Origin of the sequence: Streptomyces sp. YS415, assembly GCF_023544665.1 — a bacterium.
GTDB lineage: Bacteria > Actinomycetota > Actinomycetes > Streptomycetales > Streptomycetaceae > Streptomyces.
The window spans coordinates 245,906-263,065 of sequence record NZ_JAMJFL010000011.1 but is presented as its reverse complement, the minus strand read 5'-3'; the positions used below and the strand labels follow the sequence as shown (position 1 = coordinate 263,065).

Genomic DNA, 17,160 nt, shown 5'->3' with positions numbered 1-17,160 from the left:
TTCCACGGCAACGGCGATCCCCGAACCGCCGAAGCCGTCCTGAGCGCCGCCGAACGGCACGGCGCCCGCCTCACCGTCCTGGCCGTGGGCACCTGGCTGGACGCCAACCCCCGGCTCGCCCGCCGCATCCTCGACGCCGGCCACGACCTCGGCAACCACACCCAGCGCCACCTCGACATCAACGCGATGCCGGAGGCCCGGGCCCGCGCCGAGATCACCGACTGCGCCGAACGCCTGCGACGCCTCACCGGCTCCATCGGAACCTGGTTCCGCCCCTCCCGCGCGGCCCGGGCCTCCCACCTGGTCGCCCGCCTGGCCCACGACGCCGGCTACCCCCAGGTCCTCTCCTACGACGTCGACTCCCTCGACTTCACCGGCCCCGGGCCCGCCGCCCTCACCCGCACCCTCGCCACCGGGATCCGACCCGGCTCGATCGTGAGCCTGCACTTCGGCTACGAGGACACGGTCGCCGCCCTCCCCGCCGTACTCGACGACCTCCACCGCCGCGGACTGACCGCCGTCACCACCACGGAGCTGTTCAGCTGATGCACCTGATGCGCCACCACCTCGTGAAGGCCACCCTGATCGCGGGCGCCGCCCTCGCCACGCTCGCCGCCTGCGGCACCGAGACCCGGGAGCGGACCGGGTCCGGCGACACCAAGGCCGCCGTCCCCGCCCCGCCGGAGAAGCGACCCGTCCAGGGACTGCCCGGCATGCCCCCGGTGCTGGACCCGCAGGACGTCTACGCCGCCGACCGCCCCAACAAGCTCTCCCCGGTGGTGAAGGACTTTCCCAGCCGGGTCTACGTCCCCAACACCGAGTCCGACACGGTGTCCGTCATCGACCCCAAGACGTACGAGATCATCGACACGATCCCGGTCGGCCGCCAGCCCCAGCACGTCGTGCCCTCCTGGGACATGAAGACGCTGTGGGTCAACAACAACCGCGGCCACACGCTCACTCCCATCGACCCGAAGACCGGCAAGGCGGGCAAGGAGGTGGAGGTCCACGACCCGTACAACCTCTACTTCACGCCCAACGGCAAGTACGCCGTCGTCATGGCCTCACTCGACCGCGAACTCGTCTTCCGCGACCCGCACACCATGAAGGAGGTCAAGACCGAACCGGTCAGCTGCTTCGGCGTCAACCACGCCGACTTCTCGGCCGACGGCAAGTACTTCATCGTCTCCTGCGAGTTCAGCGGTGAGCTGCTCAAGGTCGACACCGAGAAGATGAAGGTGGTGGGGCAGCAGAAGCTGCCCTTCACCGGCGCCATGCCGCAGGACGTCAAGATCTCCCCGGACGGCAAGAAGTTCTACATCGCCGACATGATGGCCGACGGCATGTGGGTCCTGGACGGCAAGACCTTCGGCAAGCCGAAGCTGCTGCCCACCGGCAAGGGCTGCCACGGCCTGTACATCAGCCGCGACTCCCGCGAGATGTACGTCTCCAACCGCGGCGAGGGGTCGGTGTCCGTCTTCGACTTCACCCGGAACAAGCTCACCAAGAAGTGGCACCTGCCCGACGGCGGCAGCCCCGACATGGGCGGGGTCTCCGCGGACGGCAAGGTCCTGTGGCTGTCGGGGCGTTACGACGGCGAGGTGTACGCCATCGACACCCGCACCGGCACCCAGCTGGCCCGCATCCCGGTCGGCAGCGGCCCGCACGGGCTCGCCGTGTACCCGCAGCCGGGCCGCTACTCGCTCGGCCACACCGGCATCTTCCGCTGACACGCCGCCTTGCGGGTGAACATCCACCACGCGCCGCCGCGGAACCGGAATCGTGCTCTCCATGATCACGACTTCCCTGCGGCGGCGCGCCGCGTCCGTCGTCCTGTCCCTGGCCGCGGTGTTCGCCACCACGGCGGCCACGGCGCCCGCGAACACCGCCGCGCCCGCCGTCACCCCCGCTCCTGCTGAGTGTCCCGTCCAGTTCGACGACCCGGTCAAGGCCGCCGCCGACCGCCGCGTCGACGTCGCCCGCATCACCCCCGAGCCGGTCTGGCGCACGACCTGCGGCACCCTCTACCGCGCCGACGGCCGGGGCCCCTCGGTCGTCTTCGAGGAGGGCTTCAAGCCCAAGGACGTGATGAACGGCCAGTACGACCTCAAGCAGTACGTCCTCGTCAACCAGCCCTCGCCGTACGTGTCCACGACCTACGACCACGACCTGTACAAGAAGTGGGCGAAGTCCGGCTGGAACTACTACATCGACGCCCCCGGCGGCGTCGACGTCAACCGGACCATCGGCGACACCCACAAATGGGCCGACCAGGTCGAGGTGGCCTTCCCCGGCGGCATCGACCGGAAGTACATCATCGGCGTCTGCCCGGTGAACAAGTCGACCAAGGTCGAGATCATGAGCGGCTGCGAGAGCAACCCGCACTACGAGGCCTGGCACTGAGCAGCACCTCCGAGCCGACGGGACGGTAACCGGCCGCCTGGAACGCCCGCATGCTGCGGGCGTTCCCCGCGGAGACCTGCGCCCACACCGGCTCACCCCCGCTCAACTGCCGCGCGCAGCGGGCCAGTTCCCGCCCCAGCCCGCGATGCCGTACCTCTTCACCCACCTCGACCGCCACCTCCAGCCGCCCCGCAACCCCGCGCCCGAGGACCAGCACGCCGCCCTCCGCGGCCCACACCCGCACCTCGTCGCGCCGCCTGCGGGAGCTCACCACCCGCGGATGGGCGGGGTCGTCGAGCTCCGTCAGGGCGAGCGGCGGCCGGCCCGGCAGGGCGGAGGCCACCGCCATCACGTCGATCGTGTCGCTTTCGCGTCCGGTGCGGTCCATGAGGGCCGTGAGGAACCGCGCGTTCATGGTCGCGGCGAGGGCGTCGCAGTCCAGGGCCCGCAGGGTCGCGTGCACCCAGTCCGGATCCTCGTCGGTCGCGATCACGGTGTGGGCGGTGAAGGCGAAGACCCCGGCGTCCCGAGGCGAGGGCTGGGGCACCACCGTCGTGCCGCCGTCCGGGGCCGGGAAGATGCCGTGGGCCGCCGCTTCGAGAATGTCCCGCAATGTCTCCATCACCGTGCTCCTTGCGTCTGCGCACACCGGGCGCCGCGGTGAGGGCTCGGGGTGCCGGTTAATCTGACCTTCGTCAGTAACACAGCAGGACCTGGCAAGGTACGAGGAAAAGGGGCGGATCGGTGGCGGACATCGACGAGGCACGCAAGCAGTTCGAGCGGATCGACACGGACGGTGACGGCTTCATCAGCGCGGCCGAATTCAAGACCGCTCTGGCCCAGGGCGGCGACTGGAACGTCACCGAGACCGTCGCGGAGGCCATCATCAAGTCCCGCGACCTTAACGGCGACAAGCTGCTGTCGTTCGACGAGTTCTGGTCGTACGTGGGCAAGTGACGTATGCGGCAAGGGGGGTGCCCGCAGGGGTCGCCCCCCTTCCGGCCGTGCTTCAGGAGGCCCGGCGCCGGTACTGGCCCGGGGCCACGCCGAACTCCCGCTTGAACGCCTTGGCGAAGGCGAACTCCGAGGTGTAGCCGGTGCGCTGGGCGATCTGGCGGAGCGGGGCGTCGGCCTCGCGCAGCAGGCGGCCGGCCGTCGTCATGCGCCACCAGGTCAGATACGTCAGCGGCGGCGCCCCGACCAGCGCGGTGAACCGGCGGGCGAAGGCCGCGCGGGACAGGCCGCCGCGGGCGCCGAGTTCCTCCACCGTCCAGGGGCGGGACGGGTCCTCGTGGATGGCGTGCAGCGCCGCCGTGACCGCGGGGTCGGCGAGGGCGGCCGCCCAGCCCGTGGGGTGCCCGTCGGTCCGCGCCTCCCCCTGCCACCAGGCGCGCAGGATGTACAGCAGCAGGGTGTCCAGCAGCGAGGTCACGATGGTGTCCGAGCCCGGCCGCGGCTCCGCCAGTTCTTCGCCCAGCAGTTCCACCGCCGCCCGCAGTGAGCGGTGCGTGCCGACGCGCGCGGGCAGATGCACCACCTCCGGCAGCTCGGTGAGCAGGGGGTGGGCGCGGGAGCGGTCCAAGTGGTAGGCGCCGCACAGCATGACCGTCGTCGGCGGCCCCGACCCCACCGGATCGGGAGGCAGTTCGGGCCAGGTGCCGTCGTCCTTGAGCCGCACCTCCCGCATCGGTACGTCGAGGCCGCTGGCCACCCCGTGCCCGCATCCGCTCGCCAGGAACACCACGTCCCCCGGCCCGAGTTGGACCGGCTCGCTCTCGGCGGGGACCAGCCAGGCCGACCCCCTGAGCAGTACGTGGAACCCGGCGCCGGCCGAGGCCTCGAAGCGCATGCCCCAGGGTCCGTACATGTCGTTGCGCGAGGAGTGCGGTCGTCCGGTGCGCATGGCGGCCACCGCGTCGCTGAGGACATCCATGTCCGTACGATAGCCGTCCGGTCAAGGGGCGAGACGAACGGACATGAACAGAGGACCGACGGACATGGATCGTCTCGGATGCCGCCCGTACCGTCGATGTCATGCCAACGACCGCACGCACCGTGCTCTTTCATGACCTCGGCGGACCCGACGTGCTGACGATCGAGGACGCGGCTGTCCCCGAGCCCGGCCCGGGTGAAGTCGCCCTCCGCGTCGAGGCCTTGGGCCTCAACCGCGCCGAAGCCCTGTTCCGCGCCGGGACGTACTACTACCAGCCCACGCTCCCCGCCTCCCGCCTCGGCTACGAGGCCTCCGCCGTCGTCGAGGCGGTCGGCGAGGGCGTCACCGGACTCGCCGTGGGCGAGAAGGTGATGACCGGCCCCGGCATCGAGATGAGCGCCCAGGGCGTGTACGCCGAGCGGCTCGTCCTGCCCGAGTCCGCCGTCGTCCGCCGCCCCGACTCCGTCGACGCGGTGACCGGGGCCGCCGCCTGGATGACGTACAGCACCGCCTACGGGGCCCTGCTGGAGACCGCCGCGCTCAAGCCCGGGGACCATGTGCTCGTCACCGGCGCCTCCAGCGGCGTCGGCACCGCCGCCGTCCAGGTCGCCCGGCGCATCGGCGCCGTACCGATCGCCACCACCCGGACCGAGGCCAAGCGGAAGCAACTGCTCGACGTGGGGGCGGCCGAGGTGATCGTCACCGGGGACGCCGAAGAGGACGCGGTCGCCGCGGAGATCAAGCGGATCATCGGCGGCCGGGGCGTCGAGGTCATCTTCGACGGGATCGGCGGGCCGGGCTTCGGCGCCCTGACCTCCTCCCTCGCACCCGGCGGATCCGTCGTGCTCTACGGCTGGCTCGACGGCCGCCCCGCCGAGATCCCCTTCAACTGGCCGTTCACGATCCACACGTACGCCAACATGGCCCTCACCGACACGCGCGACGGCCGCCGCCGCGCCACCGCCTTCGTCAACGCCGGCCTCGCCGACGGCGGCTTCCGGCCGGTCGTGGCGGAGGTCTTCGACGGCCTCGACACCATCCGGGAAGCCCACCGCCTGATGGAGTCGAACCGGCACACGGGCAAGATCGTCGTACGGCTGTGACGGGGGCGGCGGACACTCGATGGCCGCGCTCGGAATAGCTCGCGCCATCGCGGGGTTGAGGCACGGCAAGCAGACGTATGCACGTGCATTGATCCTGGAAGGGTCCTGACATGAAGATCGGCATCATCGGCGCGGGTCAGATCGGCGGCAACCTCACCCGGCGGCTGACCGCCCTCGGCCACGAGGTGTCCGTCGCCAACTCGCGCGGGCCGCACACCCTCACGGAACTGGTCACGGAGACCGGGGCGCGGGCGGTCCCGGTGGAGGAGGCCGCGCGCGGCGCCGAGATCGTCGTGATCACCATCCCGTTCAAGGCCGTACCGGATCTTCCGGCCGGTGTCCTGGACGGGGCGGCGCAGGGCGTCGCCGTCATCGACACCGGGAACTACTACCCGAAGCAGCGGGACGGGAAGATCGCCGGGATCGAGGACGAGGGCCTGACGGAGAGCCGCTGGACGGAACGGCAGATCGGCCACCCGGTGATCAAGGCGTTCAACGGCACCTACGCCCAGGACCTCCTGGACCGCCACCGCCCGGCCGGCGACCCCGACCGGATGGCCCTGCCGGTGGCCGGCGACGACGAGACGGCGAAGACGAAGGTCCGCGCCCTGATCGACGAACTCGGCTACGACACGGTCGACGCGGGCGGCCTCGACGACTCCTGGCGCCAGCAGCCGGACACCCCGGTCTACGGTCTGCGGGCCGGCGTGGACGAGGTCACCAAGGCCCTGGCGGAGGCGTCCCCGCACCGCAAGCCGGAGTTCCGGGCCTGAGCCCTGCCACTCGGGGGAGATGACCTCCTGGGTCAGACGTCGCCGGCCCATTCGCGCAGCGCCGCCCTGCTCGCGAAGTCGGCGACGTTCCGGTCCAGGGGGTCGTCGGTGTACTGGTGGAAGCGCCACTTGGCCTTGATGCGGGGCTTGCCCGCGGTGACGTAGTCGGCGATCCAGAGGCCGTCGCCGGCGTAGGAGGTGCGGTCGATGTTGAGCCAGAAGTTCCGGTTGCAGTACAGCACCACCGGATTGTTCGGCCGCAACTCCTTCACCTTGCGGATGAACTGGTCCTTCTCCGCGTTGGACGCATGGGTGCCGTCGCCGGTGGTCTCCCAGTCGACGGCGAGGATGTCGCCCGCCTTCTCCGGGGCGTGCTTGACGAAGTACTGCGCCTGGGCCGTGAGGTTGCCCGGCCAGAGGAAGTGGTAGAAGCCGACCACCAGGCCGGCCTCACGGGCGCGCTTGGTCTGGGCCGACAGCTTGGGGTTGACGTACGAACGCCCCTCCGTCGCCTTGACGAAGACGAAGGAGAGGCCGTCCGTGTCGTAGGCCGACGACTGGTACGAGCTGACGTCAATGCCGCGAAGCATCGTGCACTCCCTGAAGTGTGAACGGGGGGACGGGAGTTCTAGATGCCCCGGTTGCCCGCGGCGGGAACGTTCAGCATTCGATGATGTTGACCGCCAGCCCGCCCCGCGCCGTCTCCTTGTACTTCACGCTCATGTCGGCGCCGGTGTCCTTCATGGTCTTGATGACCTTGTCCAGGGACACCTTGTGCGAGCCGTCGCCGCGCATCGCCATCTTCGCCGCCGTGACCGCCTTCACCGCGGCCATGCCGTTGCGCTCGATGCACGGGATCTGGACCAGGCCGCCGACCGGGTCGCAGGTCAGGCCCAGGTTGTGCTCCATGCCGATCTCGGCCGCGTTCTCCACCTGCTCCGGGGAGCCGCCCAGCACTTCGGCGAGGGCTCCCGCCGCCATCGAGCACGCCGAGCCCACCTCGCCCTGGCAGCCGACCTCGGCGCCGGAGATGGAGGCGTTCTCCTTGAAGAGCATGCCGATCGCCCCGGCGGCGAGCAGGAAGCGGACCACGCCGTCCTCGTCCGCGCCGGGCACGAAGTTGATGTAGTAGTGCAGGACCGCGGGGATGATGCCCGCCGCGCCGTTCGTCGGGGCCGTCACGACCCGGCCGCCCGCCGCGTTCTCCTCGTTCACCGCCATCGCGTAGAGCGTGATCCACTCCATCGCGTGCGCCAGCGGGTCGCCCTCGGCCCGCAGCTGGCGCGCCGACATCGCGGCCCTGCGGCGCACCCGCAGCCCGCCCGGCAGGATCCCCTCCCGGGACATGCCGCGCGCCACGCACGCCTGCATCACCCGCCAGATCTCCAGCAGGCCCTCGCGGATCTCCTGCTCCGTGCGCCAGGCCCGCTCGTTCTCCAGCATCAGCGAGGAGATCGACAGCCCGGTCTCCTTCGTCAGCCGCAGCAGCTCGTCACCGGTGCGGAAGGGGTACTTCAGCACCGTGTCGTCGAGCTTGATCCGGTCGGCGCCTACCGCTTCCTCGTCCACGACGAAGCCGCCGCCGACCGAGTAGTACGTCTTCGCGATCAGCTCGGTGCCCTGGGCGTCGTACGCCAGGATCGTCATGCCGTTCGCGTGGTAGGGCAGCGCCTTGCGCCGGTGGAGGACCAGGTCGTCGTCGAAGGAGAACGCGATCTCGCGCTCGCCCAGCAGCGACAGCCGCCCCGTGGACTTGATCGACTCGACCCGGTCGTCCGCCCCCTCCACGTCCACCGTCCGCGGCGAGGCCCCCTCGAGCCCGAGCAGCACCGCCTTCGGCGTGCCGTGGCCGTGCCCGGTGGCGCCCAGGGAGCCGTACAGCTCGCAGCGGACCGAGGCGACGCCGTCCAGCAGCCCTTCGTTGCGCACGCGGCGGGCGAACATGCGGGCCGCACGCATCGGGCCGACCGTGTGGGAACTCGACGGGCCGATGCCGATCGAGAACAGGTCGAAGACCGAGATGGCCACGGGAACTCCTCAAAAAAGGGTGGGGGGCACACGTCCTCGGGTGCCCCCCACCAGGGAACTACTACTTGCTCAGGCCGGGGTACAGCGGGTGCTTGTCCGCCAGGGCCCTGACCCGGGTCTTCAGCGCCTCGACGTCGTACGACGGCTTCAGCGCCTGTGCGATCACGTCCGCGACCTCGGCGAAGTCCTCGGCGGTGAAGCCGCGGGTGGCCAGGGCGGGCGTGCCGATCCGCAGACCGGAGGTGACCATCGGCGGACGCGGGTCGTTCGGGACGGCGTTGCGGTTGACCGTGATCCCGACCTCGTGGAGGCGGTCCTCGGCCTGCTGGCCGTCCAGCTCGGACTCGCGCAGGTCCACCAGGAGCAGGTGGACGTCGGTGCCGCCGGACAGGACATTGATCCCGGCCTCGCGGGCGTCGGCCGCCGTGAGCCGCTCGGCGAGGATGCGCGCACCCTCCACCGTACGCCGCTGGCGCTCCTTGAAGTCCTCCGAGGCGGCGACCTTGAAGGAGACCGCCTTGGCCGCGATCACATGCTCCAGGGGACCGCCCTGGAAGCCCGGGAAGACGGCGGAGTTCAGCTTCTTCGCGAACTCCTTGCCCCGGGCGAGGATGATGCCGCCGCGCGGGCCGCCCAGCGTCTTGTGGGTGGTGGAGGTCACGACGTCGGCGTAGGGCACCGGGTTCGGGTGCAGCCCCGCGGCCACCAGGCCGGCGAAGTGCGCCATGTCGACCCACAGGTACGCCTCGACCTCGTCGGCGATCCGCCGGAACTCCGCGAAGTCCAGCTGGCGCGGGTACGCCGACCAGCCCGCGATGATCACCTTGGGGCGGTGCTCCTTGGCGAGCCGCTCGACCTCGGCCATGTCGACCAGGCCGGCGTCGTCGACGTGGTAGGCGACCACATTGAACTGCTTGCCGGAGAAGTTCAGCCGCATCCCGTGCGTCAGATGGCCGCCGTGGGCCAGGTCCAGACCGAGGATGGTGTCGCCGGGCTGGGCCAGCGCGAACAGCGCGGCCTGGTTGGCGGAGGCACCGGAGTGCGGCTGGACGTTGGCGTACTCGGCGCCGAACAGCTCCTTGACCCGGTCGATGGCGATCTGCTCGGCGACGTCGACGTGCTCGCAGCCGCCGTAATAGCGGCGGCCCGGGTAGCCCTCGGCGTACTTGTTGGTCAGGACCGAGCCCTGGGCCTCCATGACCGCGACCGGCGCGAAGTTCTCGGAGGCGATCATCTCCAGGGTGGACTGCTGGCGGTGCAGCTCGGCGTCGAGCGCGGCGGCGACGTCCGGGTCGAGCTCGTGCAGGGGCGTGTTCAGGACGGACATGCGTCTACGACTCCTCAGCCGGCGGAAAAGGCGGTGTACTCGTCGGCGGAGAGCAGGTCGGCCGGCTCCTCCGTCACGCGTACCTTGAACAGCCAGCCGCCCTCGAAGGGGGCCGAGTTCACCAGCGAGGGGTCGTTCACGACGTCCTCGTTGATCTCGGTGACCTCGCCGGCGACCGGGGAGTACAGGTCGCTGACCGACTTGGTGGACTCCAGCTCGCCGCAGGACTCGCCCGCGGCCACCGTGGAGCCGACCTCGGGGAGCTGGGCGTAGACGACGTCACCGAGCGCGTTGGCCGCGAACTCCGTGATGCCGACCGTCGAGACGCCGTCCTCGGCGACCGACAGCCACTCGTGCTCCTTGCTGTAGCGCAGCTGCTGGGGGTTGCTCATGGCCTGAATTCTCCTGTACGCGGGGGAGTGCTGATGAAGGGGGGGAGTGCCGAAGGCGTGCGTGATCAGCGGAAAGGTGCGCCGGGTCACGCCCAGTGTCTACTTCCGGCGCTTGTAGAAGGGCAGCGCCACGACCTCGTACGGCTCGTGGGCGCCCCGGATGTCCACGCCGACGCCGGCCGTGCCGGGCGCCGCGTGCGCGGCGTCGACGTAGGCCATGGCGATCGGCTTGCCCAGCGTGGGGGAGGGGGCGCCGGAGGTGACCTCGCCGATCACCCGGCCGTCGGCGACGACCTGGTACCCGGCGCGCGGGACGCGGCGGCCCTCGGCGACCAGGCCGACCAGGACCCGCGGCGGGTCGGTCTCCGCGCGCTCGGCGGCCTCGGTGAGCGCCTCGCGCCCCACGAAGTCGCCCTCCTTCTCGAACTTGACCACCCGGCCGAGACCGGCGTCGAAGGGGGTCAGCGAGGTGGTGAGCTCATGGCCGTACAGCGGCATGCCCGCCTCGAGACGCAGGGTGTCCCGGCAGGACAGGCCGCAGGGGATCAGACCGGCACCCTCGCCGGCCTTGGTCAGGGCCTGCCACAGCTCGACCGCGTGCTCGGGCTTCACGAACAGCTCGAAGCCGTCCTCGCCGGTGTAGCCGGTGCGCGCGATCAGCGCCGGGACGCCCGCGACGGTGCCGGGGAGCCCGGCGTAGTACTTCAGTCCGTCGAGGTCGGCGTCGGTGAGCGAGCCGAGGATGCCGGGGGACTGCGGGCCCTGCACGGCGATCAGCGCGTAGGCGTCCCGGTCGTCGCGCACCTCGGCGTCGAAACCGGCGGAACGATCCGCCAGCGCGTCCAGCACGACCTGGGCGTTGGAGGCGTTGGCGACGACCATGTACTCGGTCTCGGCGAGCCGGTAGACGATCAGGTCGTCCAGGATGCCGCCGTCGGCCCGGCAGATCATGGTGTAGCGGGCACGGCCGACGCCGACGGAGGCGATGTTGCCGACCAGGGCGTAGTTCAGCAGCCGGGCGGCCTCGGGGCCGGTCACAGTGATCTCGCCCATGTGGGAGAGGTCGAAGAGGCCGGCCCTGGTGCGCACGGCGTTGTGCTCGTCGCGCTCGGATCCGTAGCGCAGCGGCATGTCCCAGCCGGCGAAGTCGGTCATCGTCGCGCCCAGCGAGCGATGCAGGGCATCGAGGGCGGTACGGCGGGGTTCGGAACTGCTCATCGGACGGTCGTCTCCCAAGGCATGACGGCGAGGTCTTTCCTCCCCATCTGTCATCGGAACCTGAGAGGTTCGTCATGACCACGCGGGGGCATGACTTGCACCTTGGGTGGGACCACCGGCGACGGCGGTCCGCTTTTCAGATGTGCCTCGCCCGCGCGGTAACGGTGCCTGAGAGATTCAAGGGAGGGACTTGCTCCTTCGGCGCCCCAGCCGAAGGCTGGGAACTCTCCCGCGCGGATTCAAACGGCCGGTATGCAGTTGGCGCGGCCATCATTGCATGACCGGGGCGTCCGTGGGCAGGCCGCTTCTGTAACCGGCTTGTGGCGGTACGCGCACGAAAACGCGAGAGATCGCCCATTACCTTCTCTTTACGTTCAGTGGGGAGGGGAGATCCCGACCCGGAGGAGGACGATGACGGTGGACAGGACCAGGGCGTACGCGACCACGCCGGGCCTTGCGCTGCCCGGGCAGCCCGCGGCCCCGGCCCTCGAAGCCCGCGGCACGCTCCCCGCACCTGTCGTCCGCGACCTGCGCGCACGAGACGGCCGCACCCCGCACGCCCTGCTCTTCGGGCCCCGGGACCTCGTCGTGATCACCGGCCTGCCGGGCAGCGGCAAGTCCACGCTGATGCGACGGGCCGTGACGGGCCCGCGCATCGACTCCCAGGACACCCGCGACCGCTGGGCCGCCCGGATGCCGGGCTTCCTGCCGTACGCGGTCTACCGGCCCCTGGTCCGGCTCGCGCACTACGCCGGTCTGTGGCGCGCGCTGCGCTCGGGCCGGGGCGTCGTCGTGCACGACTGCGGGACCCAGGCCTGGGTGCGTGGCTGGCTGGCCCGCGAGGCACGGCGCCGGGGCGGCGCCCTGCACCTGCTGGTCCTGGACGTCACCCCGGACGAGGCGCTGGAGGGCCAGCGCGAGCGCGGGCGCGGCGTCTCGCGGTACGCCTTCCTGCGGCACCGCTCGGCGGCGGGCCGGCTGCTGCGCGCGGCGGAGAGGGGCGAGCTGCCCCCGGGGTGCGGTTCGGCGGTGCTGATCGACCGGTCCGCGGCGGGGGCGCTGCGGCGGATCAGCTTCACGGGCTGACCCGGGCGGCCGTGCAGGCGCTAGCCTTTTCAGCCACATCAGTGGTTCACGGCAGGCGGTCAGACAGATGGACTACCCGGCGGATCTCCCCGCGGACTTCCCGGCGCAGGCGCACCCCCATCCGCACGGCGGATGGCCCGGCAACGAGCTGGAGGAGGTGCTCTCCGCCTCCCTCGGCGTCCCCACGGCGGGCGGCCGGATCATCGAGGTGCTCGGCCGCAGCTTCCTCTGGGTCCCGCTGCCCTCCGGCGGCGGCCCGCACAGCGGCCCGCTGGACCTGCCCACGCTGGAGATCGCGGGCCAGGCCTATGTGCCGGTCTTCAGCTCCGAGGAACAGTTCCGCCAGGTCGTCGGCTCGCACATGTCGTACACGATCGCCCCGGCGGTGGAGTTCGCCCGCGGGCTGCCCCCGCAGGTGGGGATAGCGGTGAACCCCGACGGCGTGGTGGGCATCCCCCTCCCGCCCCCGGCGGTGGCCGAGCTGTGCCGGGTGGGCCGCACCCCGCTGGACGGCCCGGCCAGCGGTGGCCGCGTCAAGCTGTACGAGCCGGACTGGCAGGACGACCCGGTCGACTTCCTGGCCGCCGCCTCCGCCGAGTTCGCGGCGACCGGCGTGGTCACCACGGCCCGCCGCTGCCTGGCCGCCATCGAGACGGCGGACCCGGTGATGTTCGTCGGGGTGGAGCTCTCCGACTGGGAGGGCGACCTGCGCACGGCCCCGATGGACGCCCTGGGCCGGGCCCTGGGCAGGGTCCCCACGAACTGGCCGGTCAACCTGATCCTCCTGGACATGGCGGCGCAGGACCCGGTGGCCATATGGATGCGGGAGCGAGTGCGGCCCTTCTACACACAGGGCCGGTGAAGACACCACGCGATACCGCAGCAAGTCCCTCCCCGGTAGGCGGGCTTAAGCTAGGCCCACGGCTCGGTCGGAGAAAAGGTGAAGGGGCGGTACAGGTGAGCGCCAGCGGCATCGCGGCCGGGCAGGTCGAGCACATGCTGCGCCAGGTCACGCCCGGGCGTTACGACGCCTACGAGGCACTGCTGCGCGCGCTCGCGACCCCGAACTCCGGCCAGATCTGGATGCTGCTGTGGCACGGCCAGGCCGGCTCCCCGGACGCCCAGTACGGGAACATGGAGGTCGACGGCTACGGCTACGCCCCCTGCGTCACCTCCGCCCAGGAGCTCTCGGCCAGCGGCTGGAACCGCAGTTACGAGGTCGTCGACGGAGTCGACGTGGCCCGCACGCTGTACCCCGACCACTTCGGCCTCTGGCTGAACCCGCACGCCCGGGGCGGCGGCGTCGGCATTCCGTGGCTCGACCTGCGCCGGATCGCCACCGGCCTGGAGCGCCAGCCGGCGGGGCCGCTGCGGCTCTCCGAACCCGGCATCGAGATCCCGCACTTCTACGCCCTGCTCGCGCAGAACGCCCACCGCACCCCGGCCGTCCGCGCGCTGCGCCGCGCCTGGGTGCAGCCGGCGCTCGGGGCGCCGTACCTCGCCATCGGCCTGGACGTGTACGACACCAGCCCGCCCGCCGTGGACTCGGTGCGCGCGATGATGCAGCAGTCCATCGGCGCGGTCCCGGACGGGCTGCCGGTCTCCACGGTGGCGATGTCCGACGAGTACGACCCGGTCGCGATGTGGATGCGGGCGAACGCCCGCCCGTTCTACGACCGTGAGGCCCACGCGGCGCAGGCACCGGCCGCCGGATACGGTTACCCACCGGTACAGGGCGGTTACTGATTTCGTGACGGACCGTCAGCCGTTCACGTGTCCCCCACTTTTCTTCGCGCGTAGATGGCGCTGAATGTGGCGGTTTGACCGATATGAGATAACTCCCGCCCGTACGGCCTGCGTTATCTGCTGTTCGGATAACGGATTCCCCAGTGGATCATCACGGTTGCGCATACTTTCGCCGTCAGGCCTGGCGGGTGATCGTGACGACGCTGAAGACTCCCGAGACAGACATGGGATCGGTCGATCCTGTGATCGAGTGCAAGTCGACAAAGCCGTAATCCACGGCGGGCGTAGGCCGGTCACCACCGGCGAGAGGGGTCGGGTCACTGTGACCGCACCGATCGAGACCACTAAGGCAGCCGAGGCACAGCCGGAAGCTGTCCTCAGCGGTGCCGACAAGGGGCAGATCGAGGGCCGTTCCCTTGGGCAGATCGCCTGGACCCGGTTCAAGAAGGACAAGCTCGCCGTCACCGGCGGCATCGTCGTCATCCTGCTGGTGCTGCTCGCCGTGCTGTCCCGGCCCATCCAGGCTCTCCTCGGTCTCGACCCCAACGCCTTCAACCAGGACCTGATCGACCCCAACACCTCGCTGCCCACAGGGGACTTCGGCGGGATGAGCATGGACCACCCGCTGGGCGTCGAGCCCAAGTTCGGCCGGGACATCGCCACCCGCATCCTGGAGGGCTCCTGGGTGTCCCTGGTCGTCGCGTTCGGGGCCACCATCCTGTCGAACACCATCGGCACGGTCCTCGGTGTGATCGCCGGCTACTACGGCGGGCGCGTGGACGCGATCATCAGCCGCCTGATGGACACCTTCCTCGCCTTCCCGCTGCTGCTCTTCGCCATCGCCATCTCGGCGACGCTGCAGGGCGGTGCCTTCGGCCTGGAAGGCCTGCCGCTGCACATCACCGTGCTGATCTTCATCATCGGCTTCTTCAACTGGCCGTACCTGGGCCGTATCGTCCGCGGCCAGACCCTGGCCCTGAGGGAGCGTGAGTTCGTCGACGCCTCCCGGGGCATGGGCGCCAAGGGCCCGTACATCCTCTTCCGGGAACTGCTCCCGAACCTGGTCGGCCCGATCATCGTCTACTCGACGCTGCTGATCCCGACGAACATCCTTTTCGAGGCCAGTCTGAGCTTCCTCGGCGTCGGCATCCAGCCCCCGCAGGCGTCGTGGGGCGGCATGCTCAACCAGGCGGTCGACTTCTACGAGGTCGACCCGCAGTTCATGATCGTGCCGGGCCTCGCCATCTTCGTCACCGTCCTGGCGTTCAACCTGCTCGGCGACGGACTCCGTGACGCTCTCGACCCGCGCAGCCGCTGACATGCGGCCGCGTCGAGAGCCCATCAAGTTTCCACCTATGGAGGGGAAGCAGACCATCATGCGAAGGTCAGCGCTGGCCGCAATCGCGGCTATCGGCACTGTGAGCCTGGTGCTTTCGGGTTGCAGCAAGGCCGATGACAACAACGACAATGGCGACGGCAACAACAAGTCGGCCGGCGCCGACGCCGCGACCAAGGGTGTCGTCAACGCCTCCGACGCGAAGGGGGGCACGGTCACGTACGAGTACTCGGACGTGCCGGACTCCTTCGACCCGGGCAACACGTACTACGCGTACATGTACAACCTCAGCCGGCTGTACGCCCGCCCGCTGATGACGTTCAAGCCCGCGGCCGGCGAGGCCGGCAACGAGCTGGTCCCCGACCTCGCGTCGGCTCCGGGTGAGCCCAGCGACGGCGGCAAGACCTGGACGTACAAGCTGCGTGAGGGCCTCAAGTACGAGGACGGCACGCCGATCACGTCCAAGGACGTCAAGTACGCGGTGGAGCGCTCGAACTTCGCGCGTGACGTGCTCTCCCTCGGCCCCAACTACTTCCAGCAGTTCCTCGAGGGCGGCGAGAAGTACAAGGGCCCGTACAAGGACAAGAGCGACAAGGGCCTCTCCTCCATCGAGACGCCGGACGACACCACGATCGTCTTCAAGCTCAACCGCGCCTTCCAGGAGTTCGACTACCTGGTCGCCACCCCGCAGACGGCCCCGGTGCCGAAGGCGAAGGACAAGGGTGTCGACTACGTCAAGAACATCGTGTCCTCCGGCTCTTACAAGTTCGAGAGCTACCAGGAGGGCAAGGAGGTCGTCCTCGTCCGCAACGAGAACTGGGACGCCAAGACCGACCCGCTGCGCAAGCAGTACCCGGACAAGATCGTCGTCAAGCTGAAGGTCAACGCCGAGACGATCGACCAGGACGTCATGGCCGGCAAGGCCATCGACCTCGGTGGTACGGGTGTCCAGGCCGCGACGCAGGCGAAGGTCGTCAACTCCTCGGACCTGAAGGCCAGCACCGACAACACCTTCGGTGGCCGTCTCGTCTACATGGCGATCAACACCAAGCTCGCGCCGTTCGACAAGGTCGAGTGCCGCAAGGCCGTGCAGTTCGCGGTCGACAAGGTCTCGGTGCAGACCGCCCTCGGCGGCCCGATCCGCGGTGACATCGCCACCACCGTCCTGCCGCCGGACATCCCGGGCTACGAGAAGTCCGACCTGTACGCCACCCCGGACAACAAGGGTGACGTCGCCAAGGCCAAGGAGCAGCTCAAGGCCTGCGGCAAGACGACGATCAAGACCAACATCTCGGCGCGCAGCGACCGCCCGGCGGAGATCGACTCGGCCACCGCGATCATCGACTCGCTGAAGAAGGTCGGCATCGACGCCAGCCTGAAGCAGTTCCCGTCGGGCAAGTACTTCACCGACGCCGCGGGTGTGCCGACGTTCAACAAGAAGCAGAACATCGGCCTGCACATGATGCAGTGGGGTGCCGACTGGCCCTCCGGCTACGGCTTCGAGCAGCAGATCCTGCACGGTGACGCGATCGGCGAGTCCGGCAACACCAACCTGTCGCAGCTCGACAACGCGGACATCAACTCGATGCTCGAGAAGGCGATCGCGACCGAGGACGAGGCCGAGCGCAACAGCCTCTACGCCGAGATCGACAAGAAGACGATGGAGGAGGCGGCCCTCGTTCCGCTGACCTACTTCAAGGTCCTGCTGTACCGCCCCGCCAACTTCACCAACCTGGTCTCGACGGCGGCCTTCAGCGGTCAGTACGACTACCTCAACATCGGCACGACCAAGAAGTAGCCCCGGAAGGCAGGTGA

Annotated in this window: 18 protein-coding genes and 1 riboswitch; of the genes, 11 read left to right on the top strand and 7 right to left on the bottom strand. The window is 70.0% G+C overall.

The window, feature by feature from the left end; translation table 11 throughout:
* The 3 genes from M8H82_RS17110 to M8H82_RS17100 form a co-directional block, all read left to right on the top strand.
* The coding region (locus M8H82_RS17110; RefSeq protein ID WP_250074818.1) for a polysaccharide deacetylase family protein at nt 1-546 on the top strand (546 nt) is incomplete at its 5' end.
* Nucleotides 547-554: 8 nt separating this feature from the next.
* The gene (locus M8H82_RS17105) at nt 555-1,730 is read left to right on the top strand and encodes a PQQ-binding-like beta-propeller repeat protein (RefSeq protein ID WP_250074835.1); all 1,176 of its coding nucleotides are present in this window, start codon (nt 555-557) and stop codon (nt 1,728-1,730) included.
* 61 nt (nt 1,731-1,791) lie between these two features.
* The gene (locus tag M8H82_RS17100) at nt 1,792-2,403 is read left to right on the top strand and encodes an ADP-ribosyltransferase (protein WP_250074816.1); all 612 of its coding nucleotides are present in this window, start codon (nt 1,792-1,794) and stop codon (nt 2,401-2,403) included.
* Here M8H82_RS17100 and M8H82_RS17095 read toward each other — a convergent pair.
* On the bottom strand, nt 2,357-3,025 hold the full coding sequence (locus M8H82_RS17095) for a GNAT family N-acetyltransferase (RefSeq protein ID WP_250074814.1): 669 nt from the start codon (nt 3,023-3,025) through the stop codon (nt 2,357-2,359). The genes M8H82_RS17100 and M8H82_RS17095 overlap by 47 nt on opposite strands.
* A gap of 122 nt (nt 3,026-3,147) precedes the next feature.
* On the opposite strand from M8H82_RS17095, the gene M8H82_RS17090 reads away from it, so the two are divergent.
* Nucleotides 3,148-3,360, top strand: coding sequence for an EF-hand domain-containing protein (locus M8H82_RS17090; protein WP_250074812.1), 213 nt, complete (start codon nt 3,148-3,150; stop codon nt 3,358-3,360).
* A gap of 52 nt (nt 3,361-3,412) precedes the next feature.
* Here M8H82_RS17090 and M8H82_RS17085 read toward each other — a convergent pair whose 3' ends face one another.
* Nucleotides 3,413-4,336: an AraC family transcriptional regulator gene (locus M8H82_RS17085; RefSeq protein WP_250074810.1), complete on the bottom strand. Its 924-nt coding sequence runs from the start codon at nt 4,334-4,336 to the stop codon at nt 3,413-3,415.
* A gap of 101 nt (nt 4,337-4,437) precedes the next feature.
* Here M8H82_RS17085 and M8H82_RS17080 point away from each other — a divergent pair, with 101 nt between their 5' ends.
* Both M8H82_RS17080 and M8H82_RS17075 read left to right on the top strand, forming a co-directional pair.
* On the top strand, nt 4,438-5,439 hold the full coding sequence (locus M8H82_RS17080; RefSeq protein ID WP_250074808.1) for a zinc-dependent alcohol dehydrogenase family protein: 1,002 nt from the start codon (nt 4,438-4,440) through the stop codon (nt 5,437-5,439).
* Between the two features lie 110 nt (nt 5,440-5,549).
* Complete coding sequence (locus M8H82_RS17075) at nt 5,550-6,212, top strand: NADPH-dependent F420 reductase (protein WP_250074806.1); 663 nt, start codon at nt 5,550-5,552, stop codon at nt 6,210-6,212.
* Between the two features lie 32 nt (nt 6,213-6,244).
* Here the strand turns inward: M8H82_RS17075 and M8H82_RS17070 are convergent, their stop codons facing one another.
* From M8H82_RS17070 to gcvT, 5 genes are all read right to left on the bottom strand, one after another.
* Complete coding sequence (locus M8H82_RS17070) at nt 6,245-6,802, bottom strand: glycoside hydrolase family 25 protein (protein ID WP_250074804.1); 558 nt, start codon at nt 6,800-6,802, stop codon at nt 6,245-6,247.
* 70 nt (nt 6,803-6,872) lie between these two features.
* Complete coding sequence (locus M8H82_RS17065) at nt 6,873-8,240, bottom strand: L-serine ammonia-lyase (protein WP_250074803.1); 1,368 nt, start codon at nt 8,238-8,240, stop codon at nt 6,873-6,875.
* Between the two features lie 61 nt (nt 8,241-8,301).
* Nucleotides 8,302-9,567 (bottom strand): serine hydroxymethyltransferase, encoded by a 1,266-nt coding sequence (glyA, locus tag M8H82_RS17060; RefSeq protein ID WP_250074801.1) that lies wholly within the window; start codon nt 9,565-9,567, stop codon nt 8,302-8,304.
* A gap of 14 nt (nt 9,568-9,581) precedes the next feature.
* Entirely contained in the window at nt 9,582-9,959 is a 378-nt protein-coding gene (gene gcvH, locus M8H82_RS17055) for a glycine cleavage system protein GcvH (protein ID WP_250074799.1), read from the bottom strand.
* A 99-nt stretch (nt 9,960-10,058) separates the two neighbouring features.
* Nucleotides 10,059-11,177 (bottom strand): glycine cleavage system aminomethyltransferase GcvT, encoded by a 1,119-nt coding sequence (gene gcvT / locus M8H82_RS17050; protein ID WP_250074797.1) that lies wholly within the window; start codon nt 11,175-11,177, stop codon nt 10,059-10,061.
* Nucleotides 11,178-11,323: 146 nt separating this feature from the next.
* Nucleotides 11,324-11,419: riboswitch (glycine riboswitch) on the bottom strand.
* A gap of 169 nt (nt 11,420-11,588) precedes the next feature.
* Between gcvT and M8H82_RS17045 the strand changes: the two genes are divergently transcribed.
* The 5 genes from M8H82_RS17045 (at nt 11,589) to M8H82_RS17025 (ending at nt 17,143) form a co-directional block, all read left to right on the top strand.
* Nucleotides 11,589-12,263: an AAA family ATPase gene (locus M8H82_RS17045; RefSeq protein ID WP_250074795.1), complete on the top strand. Its 675-nt coding sequence runs from the start codon at nt 11,589-11,591 to the stop codon at nt 12,261-12,263.
* A 67-nt stretch (nt 12,264-12,330) separates the two neighbouring features.
* Nucleotides 12,331-13,125: an enhanced serine sensitivity protein SseB gene (locus tag M8H82_RS17040; protein WP_250074792.1), complete on the top strand. Its 795-nt coding sequence runs from the start codon at nt 12,331-12,333 to the stop codon at nt 13,123-13,125.
* A 95-nt stretch (nt 13,126-13,220) separates the two neighbouring features.
* Nucleotides 13,221-14,009: an enhanced serine sensitivity protein SseB C-terminal domain-containing protein gene (locus tag M8H82_RS17035; protein ID WP_250074790.1), complete on the top strand. Its 789-nt coding sequence runs from the start codon at nt 13,221-13,223 to the stop codon at nt 14,007-14,009.
* 322 nt (nt 14,010-14,331) lie between these two features.
* Nucleotides 14,332-15,327 carry an ABC transporter permease gene (locus M8H82_RS17030; RefSeq protein WP_250074789.1) on the top strand — a complete coding sequence of 332 codons (996 nt, stop codon included), beginning with the start codon at nt 14,332-14,334 and terminating at the stop codon, nt 15,325-15,327.
* A gap of 37 nt (nt 15,328-15,364) precedes the next feature.
* Entirely contained in the window at nt 15,365-17,143 is a 1,779-nt protein-coding gene (locus tag M8H82_RS17025; protein ID WP_250074787.1) for an ABC transporter substrate-binding protein, read from the top strand.
* The last annotated feature ends 17 nt before the right edge of the window (nt 17,144-17,160 follow it).

Coding starts and splice junctions, on each gene's coding strand:
- M8H82_RS17105 (WP_250074835.1), top strand. CDS start 555: ATGCGCCACCACCTCGTGAAGGCCACCCTGATCGCGGGCGCCGCCCTC.
- M8H82_RS17100 (WP_250074816.1), top strand. CDS start 1,792: ATGATCACGACTTCCCTGCGGCGGCGCGCCGCGTCCGTCGTCCTGTCC.
- M8H82_RS17095 (WP_250074814.1), bottom strand. CDS start 3,025: ATGGAGACATTGCGGGACATTCTCGAAGCGGCGGCCCACGGCATCTTC.
- M8H82_RS17085 (WP_250074810.1), bottom strand. CDS start 4,336: ATGGATGTCCTCAGCGACGCGGTGGCCGCCATGCGCACCGGACGACCG.
- M8H82_RS17080 (WP_250074808.1), top strand. CDS start 4,438: ATGCCAACGACCGCACGCACCGTGCTCTTTCATGACCTCGGCGGACCC.
- M8H82_RS17075 (WP_250074806.1), top strand. CDS start 5,550: ATGAAGATCGGCATCATCGGCGCGGGTCAGATCGGCGGCAACCTCACC.
- M8H82_RS17070 (WP_250074804.1), bottom strand. CDS start 6,802: ATGCTTCGCGGCATTGACGTCAGCTCGTACCAGTCGTCGGCCTACGAC.
- glyA (WP_250074801.1), bottom strand. CDS start 9,567: ATGTCCGTCCTGAACACGCCCCTGCACGAGCTCGACCCGGACGTCGCC.
- gcvH (WP_250074799.1), bottom strand. CDS start 9,959: ATGAGCAACCCCCAGCAGCTGCGCTACAGCAAGGAGCACGAGTGGCTG.
- gcvT (WP_250074797.1), bottom strand. CDS start 11,177: ATGAGCAGTTCCGAACCCCGCCGTACCGCCCTCGATGCCCTGCATCGC.
- M8H82_RS17045 (WP_250074795.1), top strand. CDS start 11,589: ATGACGGTGGACAGGACCAGGGCGTACGCGACCACGCCGGGCCTTGCG.
- M8H82_RS17040 (WP_250074792.1), top strand. CDS start 12,331: ATGGACTACCCGGCGGATCTCCCCGCGGACTTCCCGGCGCAGGCGCAC.
- M8H82_RS17025 (WP_250074787.1), top strand. CDS start 15,365: ATGGAGGGGAAGCAGACCATCATGCGAAGGTCAGCGCTGGCCGCAATC.